The sequence below is a fragment of the Candidatus Manganitrophaceae bacterium genome (assembly GCA_016200325.1).
Classification (GTDB): Bacteria; Nitrospirota; Nitrospiria; order SBBL01; family Manganitrophaceae; genus Manganitrophus.
This window is the reverse complement of the sequence record JACQEZ010000016.1, coordinates 267,446-283,946: the sequence shown is the minus strand read 5'-3', so window position 1 is coordinate 283,946 and position 16,501 is coordinate 267,446. Positions and strand designations below refer to the sequence as shown.

14 protein-coding genes are annotated in these 16,501 nt (G+C 57.4%); 7 read left to right on the top strand and 7 right to left on the bottom strand.

Annotated features, from left to right (window positions below):
* The first annotated feature begins 125 nt into the window (after positions 1-125).
* Positions 126-1,097 (top strand): ketoacyl-ACP synthase III, encoded by a 972-nt coding sequence (locus HY282_14255; GenBank protein ID MBI3804914.1) that lies wholly within the window; start codon positions 126-128, stop codon positions 1,095-1,097.
* On the opposite strand, the gene HY282_14250 is transcribed toward HY282_14255, so the two are convergent.
* From HY282_14250 to glgC, 6 genes are all read right to left on the bottom strand, one after another.
* Positions 1,098-1,337, bottom strand: a complete 240-nt coding sequence (locus HY282_14250; protein ID MBI3804913.1) for a hypothetical protein — start codon at positions 1,335-1,337, stop codon at positions 1,098-1,100.
* 39 nt (positions 1,338-1,376) lie between these two features.
* Entirely contained in the window at positions 1,377-1,727 is a 351-nt protein-coding gene (locus tag HY282_14245) for a hypothetical protein (GenBank protein ID MBI3804912.1), read from the bottom strand.
* A gap of 279 nt (positions 1,728-2,006) precedes the next feature.
* The gene (locus HY282_14240) at positions 2,007-4,481 is read right to left on the bottom strand and encodes a DUF3536 domain-containing protein (protein ID MBI3804911.1); all 2,475 of its coding nucleotides are present in this window, start codon (positions 4,479-4,481) and stop codon (positions 2,007-2,009) included.
* A 14-nt stretch (positions 4,482-4,495) separates the two neighbouring features.
* The gene (locus tag HY282_14235) at positions 4,496-5,479 is read right to left on the bottom strand and encodes an ROK family protein (protein MBI3804910.1); all 984 of its coding nucleotides are present in this window, start codon (positions 5,477-5,479) and stop codon (positions 4,496-4,498) included.
* A 7-nt stretch (positions 5,480-5,486) separates the two neighbouring features.
* On the bottom strand, positions 5,487-6,914 hold the full coding sequence (locus HY282_14230) for a phosphoglucomutase/phosphomannomutase family protein (GenBank protein MBI3804909.1): 1,428 nt from the start codon (positions 6,912-6,914) through the stop codon (positions 5,487-5,489).
* Between the two features lie 58 nt (positions 6,915-6,972).
* Positions 6,973-8,178: a glucose-1-phosphate adenylyltransferase gene (gene glgC / locus HY282_14225; protein MBI3804908.1), complete on the bottom strand. Its 1,206-nt coding sequence runs from the start codon at positions 8,176-8,178 to the stop codon at positions 6,973-6,975.
* Positions 8,179-8,603: 425 nt separating this feature from the next.
* Here glgC and pdhA point away from each other — a divergent pair, with 425 nt between their 5' ends.
* The 5 genes from pdhA to lipA all read left to right on the top strand — a co-directional run bounded on the left by pdhA (position 8,604) and on the right by lipA (position 14,628).
* Positions 8,604-9,575: a pyruvate dehydrogenase (acetyl-transferring) E1 component subunit alpha gene (gene pdhA, locus HY282_14220; protein MBI3804907.1), complete on the top strand. Its 972-nt coding sequence runs from the start codon at positions 8,604-8,606 to the stop codon at positions 9,573-9,575.
* A gap of 49 nt (positions 9,576-9,624) precedes the next feature.
* Positions 9,625-10,605 (top strand): pyruvate dehydrogenase complex E1 component subunit beta, encoded by a 981-nt coding sequence (locus HY282_14215; GenBank protein MBI3804906.1) that lies wholly within the window; start codon positions 9,625-9,627, stop codon positions 10,603-10,605.
* A gap of 129 nt (positions 10,606-10,734) precedes the next feature.
* Positions 10,735-12,105, top strand: a complete 1,371-nt coding sequence (locus tag HY282_14210; GenBank protein ID MBI3804905.1) for a 2-oxo acid dehydrogenase subunit E2 — start codon at positions 10,735-10,737, stop codon at positions 12,103-12,105.
* Positions 12,106-12,300: 195 nt separating this feature from the next.
* Positions 12,301-13,707, top strand: coding sequence for a dihydrolipoyl dehydrogenase (lpdA, locus tag HY282_14205; GenBank protein ID MBI3804904.1), 1,407 nt, complete (start codon positions 12,301-12,303; stop codon positions 13,705-13,707).
* Positions 13,708-13,719: 12 nt separating this feature from the next.
* The gene (gene lipA / locus HY282_14200; protein MBI3804903.1) at positions 13,720-14,628 is read left to right on the top strand and encodes a lipoyl synthase; all 909 of its coding nucleotides are present in this window, start codon (positions 13,720-13,722) and stop codon (positions 14,626-14,628) included.
* A gap of 33 nt (positions 14,629-14,661) precedes the next feature.
* On the opposite strand, the gene HY282_14195 is transcribed toward lipA, so the two are convergent.
* The gene (locus HY282_14195) at positions 14,662-14,859 is read right to left on the bottom strand and encodes a hypothetical protein (GenBank protein MBI3804902.1); all 198 of its coding nucleotides are present in this window, start codon (positions 14,857-14,859) and stop codon (positions 14,662-14,664) included.
* Positions 14,860-15,090: 231 nt separating this feature from the next.
* Between HY282_14195 and HY282_14190 the strand changes: the two genes are divergently transcribed.
* On the top strand, positions 15,091-16,479 hold the full coding sequence (locus HY282_14190) for an aspartate ammonia-lyase (GenBank protein MBI3804901.1): 1,389 nt from the start codon (positions 15,091-15,093) through the stop codon (positions 16,477-16,479).
* Positions 16,480-16,501: the final 22 nt, after the last annotated feature.

Genomic DNA, 16,501 nt, shown 5'->3' with positions numbered 1-16,501 from the left:
CTCCGGAGGGGCGTTTGTCGCCCGCTCCCATTGAAAACAATGAGGTAATAAATAACAGATCTTCCCGGAAAGCGCAAGGGTCATGCATTGACAGAAGCGGAAGAGAACTCCTATAATCGCGGCCTATGCCGTCGCAAATTATCGGAACCGGAATTGCGCTTCCCAAGCGGATCGTGACCAATGCCGAGCTTTCGAAGCGGCTTGGCTTGACCGAGGGGGAGATTGAAAAAAGAACCGGCATCCGGCAGCGACACTGGGTGGAGAAGGGAGAGACGACCGCCTCGCTTGCCGCCGAAGCCGCCCGGGCGGCGCTCGCTTCGGCCGCGCTCTCGACGGAGGAGGTCGATTTAATCGTCGTTTCGACGACGTCACCCGATATGGTTTTCCCCTCAACCGCTTGCCTCGTACAGCGGGCGCTTTCTCTCCGAACCGTCCCGGCGCTCGATCTAAATGCATCGTGCACCGGATTTTTATACGCCCTGTCGGTCGGGGATCAGTTTATTCGGAATGGATCGGCCGGAGCGGCATTGATCATCTCGGCCGAGGTGAAATCTCCGTTTGTGGATCCGGACGATCCCTCCACCGCGATCTTGTTCGGCGACGGCGCGGCGGCGGTGGTGCTGGCGCGGGGCGAGCGGGGAATCCGATCGATTCGCCTCCATGCCGACGGGGCCAAGCATCGGTTGATCTCCCTGCCGGCAGGGGGATCGCGTTGCCCGACGACCGCCACGTCGCTGAGTGAAGGATTAAATTATATGAAGATGGAGGGGAAGGGGCTCTTCCGAATGGCGGTGAGGAGAATGGAGGAGGCGCTTCATTCCTTTGCTCAGGAATCGGCGCTCCCCCTCTCTGCCGTCGACTTTTTTGTTTTCCACCAGGCGAATTTGAGGATCTTGGAAACGGTTTTTAAACGGGCCGAGATCCCTTTAGAGAAGACCCGTATTACGATTCCCCGATACGGAAACACCTCTTCTTCCTCCCTTCCCATTGCGTTGGATGAGGCGCTTAAAAGAGGGGAGATTCGTCCGGGGAATCGGGTGGTACTCTGTGCCTTCGGAGGAGGGCTGACCTGGGGAACGGCCTGGATCGATTGGTGATTATTTCTTGGCTTTCGATTCAGTGGAGAGGCTGGACAGAATCTTCCTAAACCGGTTTTTCCAGTATTCGCGGCGCTCTTTCTTCCACCGTGCCCGCTCGTAAAGATCAACCGCTTCGGGTGCTTCCTCCTGCTGGTGCTTGAGAGGGGACTTCTTCAATACGGGTCTTTTGGCCTTCTTTTTCTTCGTAACAACCGTTTTTTTTGTGACGGTTCCGGCCTTTTTCTTCTTCAGTGCCATTCAAGCCCCATTTGAGTGGTTCCCTTCCTCCAATCTTCTTTATGATCTTGCGATCTCCATCTGGACAATGGTGTTGCCCATCCTCTCTTGAATCAGACCGTGAGCATACTGGAAGGTCGCTGCATCCTGAATCTCATGGCCCAACTGCTCCTGAAACCTTCCGTCCGTGGAGTTGGACAGTATTGAATGCTGGGCCGTCTCCAGGATCACCTGCCCGAGCTGTTCCTGGGCCGCTCCGATCTCCGAATTATGTTGCTGATTCAGAACGGCCGCTTGTTGGATCGCTTGTCCGAGCTGCTCCTGCGTTTGGGAGTGCGCCAGGGTGGAGAACGCCATTAAAAAAAGTACCGCCGAGAATCCGATGATTCGGCGAATGATAATCGATCTCATGCTTCACCTCCTGTTTATGGATCATGCTGACGAGGAGGCGTTTTGAAATAAAGACGATTGCTAGCTTTATCATACTCTCTTGGGATTATTCTTGTCAAGCCAATGAAAATAAAAAAATAGATCAACAAATTCAATAGCTTAATTAATTTGTCTTGACAAGCCCAAAAATGTTGAGAAGAAAATCGGGATCGGGGTTCGCATGGATGCGTTTCTGTAGAAGGGATTAATCGTCGGAATGAATCAGGGTCATTTTACCCGTGCAGCCCGTCCGGACGGAGATCAGGTTGGATTGCTCCAGTGGTGCGACAGTCGTCCTGCCAACTTGGCAACGTTCTCCAGAAAGGAGTGGTCGAGGGGCTTTCCCTGCCGTTGTGTTTTGCGATGGAGGACAAAAAGATGGAAACGGTTTTGAGTTTCCCAAAGGTCGATGTGCAGGTTGCCGCGATCGGCGATGTTGAGGAGGTAAGAGGTTTCTTCAAGCGCTTCGCGCGATCCGGTCTGCACCAGACGCTCCATCTGTTCCTCCAATAACGACTGCAACGATCGTTCGACCTCATCCACCTCCAGTTCAATCCCCCACTTTTTTGCTTCATCAAGGATTCGGAGGATCCGGTCGAATGCGGGGTGATGGGGGAGGAGCGCGATCTCTTCACGCAGGTCATGGTGGAGCACTTGCTCCGCCGTCGCAAGATAGGTTTTCAAAAGTTTCGCCTGAGTCGACTGGAGGTAGAGCATGAACCGCTGATGATCAAGATAAATCTGCCGCCAGATCGTTTCATATTGCCGGAAAAGGGTCTGGCTGACCTGCGAGAGCACTTTTCTCCTCACCTCGATTAAGAGATCTTTTAAGCTGAATGATCGCTCTCCCAAAGATTGATAGAGGCCGCGGACTACATCGGCCTGGGAGCCATGATGGAATTTATCGATTAGATCCGATTTCATCCGCTCATATCCCTCGATGCCGAGCATCGCACCGACCGCACAGTGAAAGTCGTGTCCGCCAAAGTGGAGCACCCCAAAAATCGCCTCTTCGATGCCGAGCGTAATCTTGGAGGTAATATGGGCCCGCCCGATGGCCAATGTCAATGTCCCGTCGGTGACCTTTTGATAATCTTGAAGGTCGATCTGATAGCTGTAAAGCGGAGTGCCATACGGTTGTTCCTCGAAGAGGGAGGCGATGGCAAAATGAGCGATGACCCGCTCCGCATCGACCACCGCCCCTTTGACGAACCGCTGATAGATCAATGCGCCGTCGCCGAGCTCCGGAAGATTGCTCTTTGCCTCTTTTAATCTCTCCAGAAGGAGCCCTTCGACCTTTCCCCCCAACCCCGATGCATCGATTTCTTTGGCAAGCTGGGCCGCCCGGCCGGCATATTTGAGGATCTGAGTCGCTTCAATTCCGGAGATGTCATCGAAGAACCAAGCGCAGCTGGTGAACATCAGCTGGCCGTTGCGCTGCATCTCCAGCAGCTTGAGCGCCTGCTCCCGCTCCAGTAAATTGAGCCTGTGTGACTGGTGCTTGGAAAAGAAGGCCTCGGTCGCCTCCCATGTCAACGCCCCTTCCTCGCGCTTTCGAATGAGGGTAATATAGTGGTCCCGTGCCTGCCAAGGATCTTTGAGCCACTTGACCCCTTTTCCTTCAAAGATCAGATCAAGCGACTTCTTCATTGCGTCGAGCCCTTCGCGCAGCGGCTGGCGCCATTGTTGGTTCCAACCGGGATTTCCCCCGGAGTGACAGCCGCAATTCGACCTCCACCGCTCCACCCCATGAAAGCAGCTCCAGGAGGTTTTCTCGAAGAGATCGACCTCATAGGTGGGCGGATTTTTGGAGAGATATTCTCCATAATTGGTCAGCTCGGCGATTTCTTGCCGCTCAATCTCTTGAAGGCTGTAAGCAAGCGCCATGTCGCCATGGGCAAAGTGATGGCCGTACGACTCCCCATCGGTTGCGATGTGGAGGAGCTGCGGCCACTCGCGCGCATCCGAAAAACCGCCGCGGAGCCGTTCGACGAACGTCTCGCCGCTCCCTAAGAGTCGATCGAAGGCGACCGCGTGTGAGATGGGACCGTCATAAAAGAAGAGATCGATAAAAAGGCCATCACTCAGAAAACATCGATACGGTCGGGTCGGATCGATCTTCATCCCGCCGACCTCTTCCCACTCTCCGCCGCTGTCTCCCTCTGCTGAATCGGTCGGGATCGGTCGGATTCGCTTTGCTTGATGGGGGGCCAACAGGGTAAAGCGGATTCCCTCCTCGGCGAGCACCTGCAGCGACTCCAGGTCGACCGCCGTCTCGGGAAGCCACATCCCCTCCGGTTTTCGCCGGAAACGCGACTCAAAGTCGGAAATTCCCCATCGGACCTGCGTTACCTTGTCCCGCCGAGACGCAAGCGGCATGATGATATGATTATAAGCTTGCGCCAGCGCGTTGCCGTGTCCCCCCCGCTCCCGAAGGCTGATCTGATCGGCTTCCAGAATCCGTCTGTAGACATTCGGGTGTGCCCGCTCCAGCCAGGAGAGGAGGGTGGGACCGAAGTTAAAGCTGATTTTAGAGTAGTTGTTCACGATCTCCAGAATCCGGTTCTCATGGTCGACAATCCGCGCCGCCGTGTTCGGGAGATAGCATTCGGCCGAGATCCGCTCGTTCCAGTCGTGATAAGGGGTGGCGGAATCTTGAAGCTCAATCTCGTCGAGCCAGGGATTCTCCCGGGGGGGCTGGTAGAAATGTCCATGGATGCAAAGATACCGTTTCATTATTTTCCAATACCTTAAACGTTGAACCGCTGTGTCGCTTGAAGCGCCAGGTAAGCGGCGCCGATCATCCCGGCGCTCTCGCCGAGGAGTGCCTGCCGGATCTCGATCCGCTTCAAGGCTTCCGCCTCGGTCATCCCGAAAGCCCGCCGGGCGACCTCCTGCCGAAGAGCGGTCTCAAAAAGCGGGAGCGCGTTGCTGACCCCGCCGGAGAGGATAAAATAGTTGAGGTCGAGTAGGTTCGACACATTCGCGATTCCGATGCCGAGGTAATAGGCCATCTCGGCGAAGGCGGCTTTCGCGATCGGATCGTGCCGCCCGGCCGCCTCAGCCACCTCGAAGGCGCTCTTCCAGGGGGGAGGAGCCGAATCGACCGTCCCGTTCTCCCGGAGGCGGCTCCACTCTTCTTTCGCCATTCTGACCAGGGCCGGCCACGAGGCGTAAACTTCCAGACAACCTCTCGAACCGCACCCGCAGGGGGGGCCGTCCGGGGTAATCTGCATATGGCCGATCTCCCCGGCTTTGCCGCTCTCACCATACCAGAGTTTTCCACCGAGAACCAGCCCGCCGCCCACCCCGGTGCCGAGGGTGATCAGGAGAAAGTTTTCCAGCGTCCGCGCCGCGCCGACCCATCCTTCTCCAACGGCCGCGGCGTTCGCGTCATTTTCGACAATGACCGGGACCCCGACGGTCTCTTCAACGGCGGAGCGGATCGGAAAGCCGTCCCAACCGGGAAAGTTGGGAGACTGGATAATGCGGCCCTCTTTAAAATCGATCGCGCCGGGAATGCCCAAACCGACCCCGACGAGCGATCGCCCCGGGCTCATCTTCCGCAGATCGCCGATCAACTGTGCCAGGTTTTGAAGAACCCGCTTCCTCCCCTCGACCACCTCCGTTCCGAGGCGACCTTCAAAAATAACGGTCCCATTCGCATCAAGGGTGGCTCCTTTAATAAAGGTGCCCCCTAAATCGATGCCGATAACGAAGGTGGATGGGTCCATTTTTAGTCTAGGATCCTGTTTGTATTAAGGCTTGGCAGGCACCGGCGAGCTGCTCCGACTCTTTCTCCTCGGAGGCTTCCACATAGAGGCGGACGATCGGCTCGGTTCCCGAGGGACGGATCAAGGCCCAGCCTCCCCCTTCTAGGAAGAGCTTTACCCCATCGAGGTGGGAGACGGAGAGTACCTTTTTACCGGCGATGCTGCCGGGGGGATTCTTCACGAGCGCGCTCGCCCGTGTTTTCCCCTCTTCCGAGAGGTGAAGGTCCCGCCGTAACGGATGGAAAAAGCCGACCCGGCGGAAGAGGTCGTCGAGCATCGCTCGGATTGAACGCTTCCGCTTCGCGACCATCTCTGCAACCAATAGGCAGGTCAGAATCCCATCTTTTTCCGGAAGATGTCCCTGGATGGAGATCCCACCGCTCTCTTCGCCTCCCAGCAAGATCTCTTTCTTCGAGATCAACTCCCCGATATATTTGAACCCGACCGGCGTTTCAATCACTTCCAACTTGTGTTCATGCGCTACGGCGTCGACGAAGTGGGAGGTCGCCACGCTGCGGGCCACCTTGCCGGTCCATTTTCGATCGGTTACGAGGTAATCGATCAGAAGGGCGATGATGTAGTTCGGCACGATCGGGACCCCGCCGCGGTCCAAAATGCCGAATCGATCGGCGTCGCAATCGGTCGCCAGGCCGAGGTCATACGCTCCGTCGCGCATCTTCTGGATCAGCCCGGCGAGGCTCTCCCCTTCCGGATCGGGGCGGATGCCGCCGAAATTTGGATCGCGCTCCGCATGGATCAAATCGACCGGAGTTCCCAACTCTATCAAAATCCGGTCGAGATAGCCGAGCGACGTTCCCCAGAAGGGATCAACGGCGATCCGAAGCGTGCCCTGGGAGAAGACAGATTTACTGAGGAGCCCGACGACCTTCTCCCGATAGGTGTCGCCGATCCGTTCATCGCGCCAGAGCCCCTCCCGCTCCGCTTCCGCTCTGCTTTTCTGCGGAATCTGAATCGGCTGGTCGAGCAGGGCGTTGGCGCGGGCCTCGATCTGTTTCGTCGTCTCCGGCAAGGCCGGTCCTCCCCAGGCGGGGGAGAATTTAAGGCCGTTCCACTCGGGGGGATTGTGGCTGGCGGTGACGGTAACCCCGCCGGCGAGCCCGCGGTTTAAAATCTCAAACGAGACGACCGGCGTCGGAACCGGATCGGTCGATCGGATCACCGCAATGCCGTTGCCGGTCAATACGGAGGCGACCGCGCCGGCCAATCGGTCTCCGATAAAGCGGGTGTCATAACCGACGAAGACCGTCGGCTTCCCCTTCGTGTTCTGTTTTAAATAATCGGCGATCGACTGTGCGACCACACGGACGCGGTCAAAGGTAAAATCCTCCGCCAAAAGCCCCCGCCATCCTGAAGTGCCGAATTTAATTGTCTGCATCATCTCCCATATTATAGCGGATCTCTCGCCGTGCGAGCCGGTTTTTAATCATTTTTAATCAATAGAAAAAGCGGGTCGGCGCGCGGGGGATCGTGACGATCCCTTTATTGTTCACCGTGAAGCGTTGCCGGTCGCTGTCTAAATCATGACCGATTCGATCTCCCGGTTTGAGCAGATTGAAGCGGTCGACGATCGTCCGTTTTAATCGGCAGCCGGTGCCGACCTCGCAGAAATCAAAAAGGATCGAATCTTCCACCTCGGCCCCTTCTTTAATGACCACCCCTCGCCCGATGATCGACCGCGTCACCTTGGCCCCTTTGATCACACTCCCCTCGCCGAGGAAAGAGTCGGTGATCTCTCCCCCCATTACCCGCGCGGCCGGCGTGTTGACGGCGTCGGAGAGGATCGGCCAGTCGAGGTTGTTGAGGTCAAAGTGGGGCTGCTCGCCGAGGAGGTCCATGTGGGCGTCATAGTAGGCTTGGATATTTCCGACGTCGCGCCAATAGCCGCGCTCCTCGTATGGCTTGAGTCCGGGAATTTGGTTTTTATTAAAGTCGTAGGCAAAGACGCGTGCCTCCGGAAAGAGCTCCGGGATGATCGTCCGGCCGAAGTCGTGCTCGCTGTGCCGCTTGGCATCCCGCAGGAGCGCGTCCATCAAGATTTCTCGGTTAAAAACGTAATTCCCCATCGATGCATAAGCGAATTTCGGATTGCCCGGCATCGGCGGGGGATCTTTCGGCTTTTCGACAAAACCGGTGATCCGCCCTTCTTTGTTCACCTTGATGATTCCGAAGCGGTTGGCCGCTTCGATCGGCACCGGAATCGCCGCGACGGTCACGTCGGCTTCCCGTTGGCGGTGAAAATCGACCATTTGTGCGATGTCCATCCGATAGATGTGATCGGCGCCGAAGACGATCACCAACTCCGGGTCGAAATTTCGGACGACATGGAGATTTTGATAAACCGCATCGGCTGTCCCCTGATACCAGCTCTCTCCGCGACGCATCTGCGGCGGGGCGATCGTAATGAAGTGTCCTTTGATCCGGCCCCCCAGCCTCCAGGCGGCCCGAAGATGCTCGATCAGCGACTGCGATTTATATTGAACGACGACATAGATGGAGAAGATGCCCGAGTTGATAAAATTGCTCAGAACGAAGTCGACGATCCGATATTTCCCTCCAAACGGGACGGAGGGTTTGCTCCGGTCACGGGTGAGCGGAACGAGTCGCTCTCCACGCCCTCCGGCCAACACCATTCCAAGCATCGTCGGCGGCATTAGACCCACCTCCGCGGGGACATGCGGAATCGGTCATCTGAAGAGGTGGAGCAATAAGAATAGGAGGGACAAGATCTCGTCGTCGGGTAACAGTTCATCAAGCACCGTTAGAAAGCAGTGCAAATCAAAAGTTAACTCTAACCTAACAGATTCTTTTCAAAGGTGTCAAGAATTCGGACTGATGCGAATTTCTCAGCACAAAGTGAACGGTTGGTCGATACAAATCGCATCCTTTTTCACCCGCATTCGCCCGCCGAGGCCCCGAGTGACCTCCTTATCCCCTTTTGATTTTTAGCCCCAAACCTGATAGAATTTTTTTTATTTCTTCCACCACTCACCGCTTCGTAGCGCCGGCGGTGATGACCCGCCCGGCTTCATTGCCGCGACGTGCCCCACCTCAAGGAGAATGCATCATGACTTCCAAACAAAAGCCACCGTTCATCGAATTTCTTCGACAGATGACGCTCATCCGTCGATTTGAGGAGAAAGCGGCCGAGATGTATGCCCTCGGCAAGATTGCCGGTTTCTGCCACCTCTACATCGGCGAAGAAGCGGTGGCGGTGGGGGCGATCGGGGCGGCCGATCCGAAAGATTATATCGTCACCGCTTATCGGGACCATGGACATGCCCTGGCGCGCGGATTGGAGCCGAAGCGGGTAATGGCGGAGTTGTTTGGAAAAGCGACCGGTGTTTCGAAGGGGATGGGGGGGTCGATGCACCTCTTTGACGCCTCGCGGAATTTCATGGGGGGCTATGCGATCGTTGGAGGGCACATTCCCCTGGCGACCGGAATCGGCTTTGCGATGAAATATGAAAAGAAGGACCAGGTGGTCCTCTGCTTCTTCGGGGAGGGCTCCGTTCCGTCGGGGAATTTCCATGAGGCGCTGAATCTCGCCTCCCTGTGGCGACTGCCGGTGGTTTACATCTGCGAGAACAACCGATTTGGAATGGGAACCCCGGTGGAGCGGTCGTCGGCACTTTACGACATCGCCCATGCCGCCCAGGCGCACGACATGCCGTTTCATCATATCGACGGGATGGACGTGACCGATGTCTACACGCAGATGCAGAAGATCATCGAAGGGGTTCGAAAAGCGAAGCGGCCGATCTTTGTAGAAGCCCGGACCTATCGGTACATGGGACATTCGATGTCCGATCCGGCCCACGGACATTACCGGACGAAGGCGGAGATCGACGAGCATAAAAAACGCGATCCGATCTTGACCCTGCAGCAGCTGCTGCTTGAGACGAAGGAGATCACGAAAGAGGAGATCTCCAAGATGGAACGCGACATCCAGGACATCGTCCTGGAGTCGGTCGAGTTCGCCGACAAGAGCCCGGAGCCGCCCCTCTCCGCGCTGAGCGAATATATTTATGCACCGTAAAGAGAATATCAAATTGTTTGTTTTGTATTTTTTTCAATCCGGAGGTTGAATGGCCCATATTGCTTACCGTGAAGCGCTCGGCCAAGCCATGAGCGAGGAGATGCGCCGCGATGAAAAAGTCTTCCTGATGGGGGAGGAGGTCGGCTTCTATCAGGGTGCATTCAAAGTGAGCCGGGGGATGCTCGAAGAGTTCGGGCCGATGCGGGTGATCGACACCCCGATCACCGAGGCCGGCTTCACCGGGGTCGGCATCGGCGCAGCGATGGTCGGGCTCCGCCCGATCATCGAGATGATGACCTTTAATTTCTCGATCCTGGCGATGGATCAGATCATCAACAACGCCGCCAAGATCCGATCGATGTCGGGAGGCCAGTTCACCGTCCCGATGGTTGTTCGGGGGCCGGGCGGCTCGGCCGCGCGGCTCGCCGCGCAGCACTCTCAGAGCCTGGAGTCGCTCTACTGTCACATCGCTGGTCTCAAAGTCATCGCCCCTTCCGTTCCTAAAGATGCAAAGGGGCTGCTCAAAAGCGCCATTCGGGACAACAACCCGGTGATCTGTTTTGAGGCGCAGGCCCTTTATGGAACCATGGGAGAGGTGCCGGAAGGGGATTACACGATCCCGATTGGGGTCGCCGATGTGAAGCGAGAAGGGAAAGATGTCACCCTGATCGCCTGGTCGAAGATGCTGCTGCTCTGTCTGAGGACGGCGGAGGAATTGGCAAAGCAAGGAATCGACGCCGAGGTGGTCGACCCGCGAACGCTCCGTCCGTTGGATCTGGAGACGATCCTCCATTCCGTCCGAAAAACCAATCGCGTCGTGATTGTGGAAGAGGCGTGGCCTTATGCCGGCGTGAGCGCTGAAATCGCCGATCGGATCAGTCACGAGGCGCTCGATGTTCTCGACGCCCCGGTCGAACGGGTGACGGGAGAAGATGTGCCGATTCCGTATGCGAAGAATCTGGAGCAGGCGGCGCTCCCCAGCTCCGAAAAAATTATTCATGCGGTCAAAAAAGTGATGTACCTGGAATAATTCAGTTCAAAGGTAAAAGGTGAAGCGCAGGCCTTGCCGATCCGAGCCGCGGGGCGTAGGGGCATCGGAGGAACCTTTTCCTTCAGTCGCCGCACGGGCCTCCACATTCTAATAGAAATGAGGGTTCTTATGGCAAACCGCGTTGTGATGCCCAAGTTGACCGACACGATGGAAGAAGGGGTTCTCCTCAAATGGTATAAGCACGAGGGGGATAAGGTGGAGAGCGGCGACCCGATCGCCGAGGTCGAGACCGACAAAGCGGTCATGGATCTCGAGGCCTTCGCCTCGGGAACGTTGAAAAAGATTCTCGTCCCGGAAGGATATGTCGTTCCATCGGGGGATTTGATCGCCCTGATTGCGCGCGAAGATGAGGATGTCGACGAGGTCCTCTCCCACGAAGCAAAGCCGAGGATGCGGAAGAAGGAGCTGAAGGGGGCGCCTGCGGAGCGGGAGAAGCCGCCCGGACCCCAGGCAGAGACCTCGCCCCAGGAAGAAGCGGGAACCCGGGCGCCGACGCCTCCCAATAAAGAGACCTCTGCGAAGGAAGCTCAAACAAAGGAAGCTCAAAAAAAAGAGAGACCGGCTGCCGCCCCGCCGCTCCGCTCCGAGGGAGAGGAGATCAAAGCGTCGCCGCTCGCGAGAAAGATTGCCCAGGAGCGGGGGATTGATCTGAGGTCGGTCAAGGGGTCCGGGCCGGGGGGGCGGATCACCCAGCGGGATGTCGAAGAAGCGGGCGCGGGAGAGGGCGCCGCGGGACCGCAGGCGGCAACCAAAGGGAGGGAGGAGACGGGTGCGGGCACAGCGGCCGTTTCCCAGATTCAAGGGGAAGAGGTTGAGCTGTCAATGATCCGCAAGGCGATCGCCAAGCGGATGACCCAGAGCAAAGCGCCGGTGCCCCACTTCTATGTCACCTCCGAAATCGATATGGGAAAGATCCTTTCTTTCCGAGACGAAATGGAGAATGCGCCCAATGGGGTGAAGCTGACATTGAGTGAGCTCTTCCTCAAAGCGGCCGCGCTCACGCTGCAAAAGTTTCCCGGGTACCGATCGACCTTTCTTGGAGATCGGGTCCGCATTGCGAATTCGATCGACGTCGGTCTCGCCATCGGCGTTCCCGATGGGGTGATCACGGCGGTGATTCGGAATTGCGATCATAAGACCCTCTCGGAGATCTCAGCCGACGTCCGCGATAAGGTGAAGCGGGCCCGTGAGAAAGGATTGAAGCCGGAGGAGTATACCGGCGCGATCTTCAGTGTCTCGAATCTCGGCATGTACGACGTCGAATCGTTCAGCGCGATTATCACCCCGCCGGAGTCGGGGGTGTTGGCGGTCGGATCGATTTTACAGAAGCCGATTGTGACCGACGGTAAGATTGAGATCGGCAGGACGGTCAAGGTGACCCTCTCGACCGATCATCGGGTGGCCGACGGCGTACAGGCGGCGGAGTTCTTAAAAGAGTTAAAGCGGATTCTTCAGAACCCGCTCTATCTGGCGCTATAGCGATCACCAGGGGGTGGGACAGGGCGTGCCTGATGGAAAGGCCTAAAGTCGATTAGGAATTCCCCGATGCTGTTCCGTATGAAATTTAAGTAAGAGGGGGTGTGGGGTAGGGCGCACCTGGTGTGAAGATCGAATACAAAAGACTTCTTCCAGCGCCGGCTCCACATATAACGCCACATATAAGAGGAGTTAAAGGTGGCCGACGATAAAAGCTATGACGTCATCATTTTAGGAGGGGGGCCGGGAGGCTATGTCGCCGCCATCCGCGGCGGGCAGCTCGGTTTAAAGGTGGCCGTCGTCGAGAAGGAGGCGGTCGGCGGGGTCTGCCTTCACCACGGCTGTATCCCTTCAAAGGCGATCATCCGGAACGCCGAGGTCCTCTCGCTCATCCAACATGCGGAAGAGTTTGGAATCAAAGTCGACAACATTCGCGCCGACTTCGGCCAGGCGATTGATCGAAGCAAAAAGGTGATTCAGAAGCTCTATACCGGTCTCCAGCATGTCATGAAGAAGAGCAAGGTCGATATCTACACCGGCGTCGGGAAAATTCTCTCACCCAATGAGATTGAAGTAACCGGGGCCGACGGAAAAAAGAGGGTTCGGGGAGAGAATCTTATCATCGCCACCGGCAGCCGCGTTCGAAGCCTGCCCGGGCTGAATGTCGACGGACGACGGGTCCTCACCAGCGATGAGGCGCTGCTCCTTCGGGAACTCCCCCGCTCAATCACGATTATCGGCGGCGGCGCGATCGGCGTCGAGTTCGCTTATGTTTATTCGGTCTATGGGGTCAAGGTGACGATCGTCGAGATGCTGCCGACCCTTCTTCCTTTAGAAGACCGCGAGGTGACGACGCTGCTGGAGCGGAGCTTCAAGAAGCGGGGGATCGAGCTCTTCACCCAGACCCGGGTGGGGCCGATCAAAGATCAGAACGGCGGTTTCGCCATCGAGCTGCAAACGGCGGAGGGGGGAAAAACGATCACCACCGACGCGATCTTGGTCGCCATCGGCCGGGCTCCCAACATTGATGGGATCGGTCTTGATGCGATCGGTGTCGCGATCGATGAGAAGCGACGGTTGATCAAAGTCGACGCGCGGATGCGGACCAACGTGCCGAATGTCTTCGGCCTGGGCGATGTGACGACCCGGCCGGCGCTGGCCCATGGGGCCATGGCGCAGGGGGTCTCGGTGGTTGAAGCGATCGCCGGAATGGAGCGGCCGCCGGTCGATCTGCTGAATATTCCGAGCGCGGTATACTGTCATCCGGAGGTCGCCTCGGTCGGCCTGACCGAGGCGAAGGCGCGCGAGGCGGGCCACGAGATCAAGGTCGCAAAATATCCCCTCGCGGCGAACGGCCGGGCCGTTGCGCTGGGAGAGACCGAAGGGTTCGTCAAGATCGTCGCCGATGCGCAGTATGGCGAAATCCTGGGGGCGCACATCATCGGCCCGGAAGCGACCGAGCTGATCGGCGAGTTTGTCCTGGCCAAGACGGTCGAAGCGACCGCGCTGGAATTAAAACAGGCGATCCATCCGCATCCGACCCTCTCCGAGGCGGTGATGGAGGCGGGCGGGGCCATCTTTGGGGAAGCGATTCATTATATTTAATTTAGGAGCATCATGCCCGAACGACATTTCCTAACCCCGCCGCAACGGCGTACCGAGCGGCTTCCCCCCTGGTTTAAGGTTCAGCCGAAGACCGGGGCCAACTACTTGAAGATCCGCCAGCTGGTCAAAGCGCTGAACCTTCACACCGTCTGCGAGGAGGCGCAGTGCCCGAACATTTGGGAGTGCTGGAACATCGGGACGGCGACGTTTATGATTCTCGGGGATATCTGCACCCGCAGCTGCGGTTTCTGCGCGGTGACCTTCGGACGTCCGACGGAGTTAGACCTCGCCGAGCCGGACCATTTGGCGGAGGCGGTGGCCGCGCTCGGCCTTGGACATGTCGTCGTGACCTCGGTGAATCGGGATGAATTGGAGAATGGCGGGGCGGAGCTCTTCGCCGCATCGATCCGAAAAATCCGAGCGCGCGCTCCGAGTTGTACAGTCGAAGTGCTGATCCCCGATTTTCAGGGGAAGAAAACGGCGCTCGATCTGGTCCTGGCGGCCCGACCTGAGATTCTGGCGCACAATACCGAGACGGTGCCACGCCTTCATCCGCATGTCCGTCCCCAGGCAAAATACGACCGCTCGCTGCAGTTGCTCGCCTGGTCGAAGGAAGCGGGGCTTCTCACAAAGACCGGATTGATGCTGGGATTGGGGGAGACGATAGACGAAGTGCGGGCCGTCATGGCCGACCTGGTCGAAATCGGCTGCGACATTTTAACGCTGGGTCAATATCTGCAGCCGACCGCCAAACACCTTCCGGTCGTCCGCTTCGTCCACCCGGACGAGTTTGCTCAATTGAAAGAAGAAGGAGAGCGGATGGGACTGGCCCACGTCGAAGCCGGCCCGCTCGTTCGAAGCTCCTACCACGCCGAAAGCCAGGCGCGCGAGCTCCCTGGAACCTTGCCGATCATCCCCTAAATGAAGCGCGTTTCCATCCTGATCCGGTGAGGCTTAAAGGGTCAGCTTCCCTTCCTTGGATGCAATGATGTCCGACACCCGAAGGCGTCTCCGGATCTCTTCTACGGCGGAGCTAAAGTCGGTAAAGACCGCTTTGTTGATCCAAAGATCGGTCGGGTGTTTGGGCTCCGGGTTCGCTTCCGCCACAATGTAACCCCCGTCTACTTTTTCCAGCAAGATCTTCTCGTTCATGTGGACCTCCTGAAATTAGTTTACTACATCAATTTCACTCTCGTCAAAGTCAACGATCCCTTCCTGATTTCTCTTGATCATCCGCCGCAAGACGATTAGAATAATTTTCATTTTAGGCGAAGCTTTCGAGGGGCCGATCGGATTCTCGAATCGATCATATTCAGCCGCCTATTATCCTGAGCGTTATTTGGTTTGGAAACCCTTTTGAGCAAGGAGTCACGAATGGAACGTCTGAAGGTCCGTAAGGAGAAGGATTCATTGGGCGAGCTGGAAGTCCCGGAGTCGGCCTACTATGGGGTCCAGACGGCCCGGGCGATTGCCAACTTCCCGATCAGCGGACTGCGGCCGCATCCAACCTTCATCCGGGCGACGGCGATGGTCAAATGGGCGGCGGCCCAGGCGAACATGGCGATCGGAAAACTCGATCCCAAGATCGGCAAAATTGTCCAAAAGGCGGCCGAAGAGGTGATCGACGGAAAGTGGAACGATCAATTCGTCGTCGATGTCTTTCAAGCCGGCGCCGGAACATCGCACAATATGAATACCAATGAGGTGATCGCCAACCGGGCGATCGAAATGCTCGGCGGGAAACGGGGCGAATACAAGCTCGTTCACCCGAACGACCATGTCAACATGTCGCAATCGACCAACGATGTCTTCCCAACCTCGATGCGGGTGGCGGCCCTTCTGAAGCTCCGTGAGCTCGATCCGGTCCTGGCCCGCTTTGAAAAAAGACTTTCCGAGAAGGCGAAGGAGTTCGACGATGTGATCAAGTCGGGCCGGACGCATTTGCAAGATGCCGTGCCGATTCGGCTGGGACAGGAATTCTCCGGTTATGCCCGCGCGGTTTCGCGCGCGCGCAAGCGGATCACCGCCGCCTCGGAAGGGTTGAAGGAGCTCGGCATCGGCGGGTCTGCGGTTGGAACCGGCATCAACACCCATCCCGATTACAAGAAGAAGATGGTTGCCGCGGTCAAAAAGATTTCCGGTCTCGATGTCGTCCCCTCCAACAACCTCTTCGAGCGGATGCAGAGCATGGCCGATTTTGTCGAGATCTCCGGCGCCTTGCGTGAGCTGGCGGTGGAGGTGATCCGGATTGCCAACGACCTTCGGCTTCTCTCCTCCGGGCCGCGAACCGGTCTCGCCGAGATCGTCCTCCCGCCGGTTCAGCCGGGATCGTCGATCATGCCGGGGAAGGTCAATCCGGTGATGGCGGAGGTGACGAACATGGTCTGCTTCCATGTGATCGGAAACGACCTGACGATCACGATGGCGGCGCAGGCGGGCCAGATGGAGTTGAATGTGATGATGCCGGTGATCAACTTCAACCTCCTCCAGTCGATCGAGATCTTGACGCGCGACATCGACCTCTTCACCGAGCGATGTGTGAAAGGGATCACGGTCAACCGCGAGCGCTGCAAAGCCTATGCGGAGACGAGCGTCGGGCTCGCGACGATTCTCAATCCCAGGATTGGATACGAAGCGGCGGCGGTCGTGGCGAAAGAATCGGCCGCCACCGGAAAGCCGCTTCGGGAGATCATCATCGAAAAAAGAATTCTCTCACCGAAAGAGGTCGATGAAATTCTCAATCCGATCCAGATGACCGAGCCGAGCGAATAACGCCAAGCGGAAAGCGGTTCAA

Bases quoted from the DNA above. Each gene is read 5' to 3' on its own strand.
- HY282_14255 (MBI3804914.1), top strand. From the start codon at position 126: ATGCCGTCGCAAATTATCGGAACCGGAATTGCGCTTCCCAAGCGGATC.
- HY282_14250 (MBI3804913.1), bottom strand. From the start codon at position 1,337: ATGGCACTGAAGAAGAAAAAGGCCGGAACCGTCACAAAAAAAACGGTT.
- HY282_14245 (MBI3804912.1), bottom strand. From the start codon at position 1,727: ATGAGATCGATTATCATTCGCCGAATCATCGGATTCTCGGCGGTACTT.
- HY282_14240 (MBI3804911.1), bottom strand. From the start codon at position 4,481: ATGAAACGGTATCTTTGCATCCATGGACATTTCTACCAGCCCCCCCGG.
- HY282_14235 (MBI3804910.1), bottom strand. From the start codon at position 5,479: ATGGACCCATCCACCTTCGTTATCGGCATCGATTTAGGGGGCACCTTT.
- HY282_14230 (MBI3804909.1), bottom strand. From the start codon at position 6,914: ATGCAGACAATTAAATTCGGCACTTCAGGATGGCGGGGGCTTTTGGCG.
- glgC (MBI3804908.1), bottom strand. From the start codon at position 8,178: ATGCTTGGAATGGTGTTGGCCGGAGGGCGTGGAGAGCGACTCGTTCCG.
- pdhA (MBI3804907.1), top strand. From the start codon at position 8,604: ATGACTTCCAAACAAAAGCCACCGTTCATCGAATTTCTTCGACAGATG.
- HY282_14215 (MBI3804906.1), top strand. From the start codon at position 9,625: ATGGCCCATATTGCTTACCGTGAAGCGCTCGGCCAAGCCATGAGCGAG.
- HY282_14210 (MBI3804905.1), top strand. From the start codon at position 10,735: ATGGCAAACCGCGTTGTGATGCCCAAGTTGACCGACACGATGGAAGAA.
- lipA (MBI3804903.1), top strand. From the start codon at position 13,720: ATGCCCGAACGACATTTCCTAACCCCGCCGCAACGGCGTACCGAGCGG.
- HY282_14195 (MBI3804902.1), bottom strand. From the start codon at position 14,859: ATGAACGAGAAGATCTTGCTGGAAAAAGTAGACGGGGGTTACATTGTG.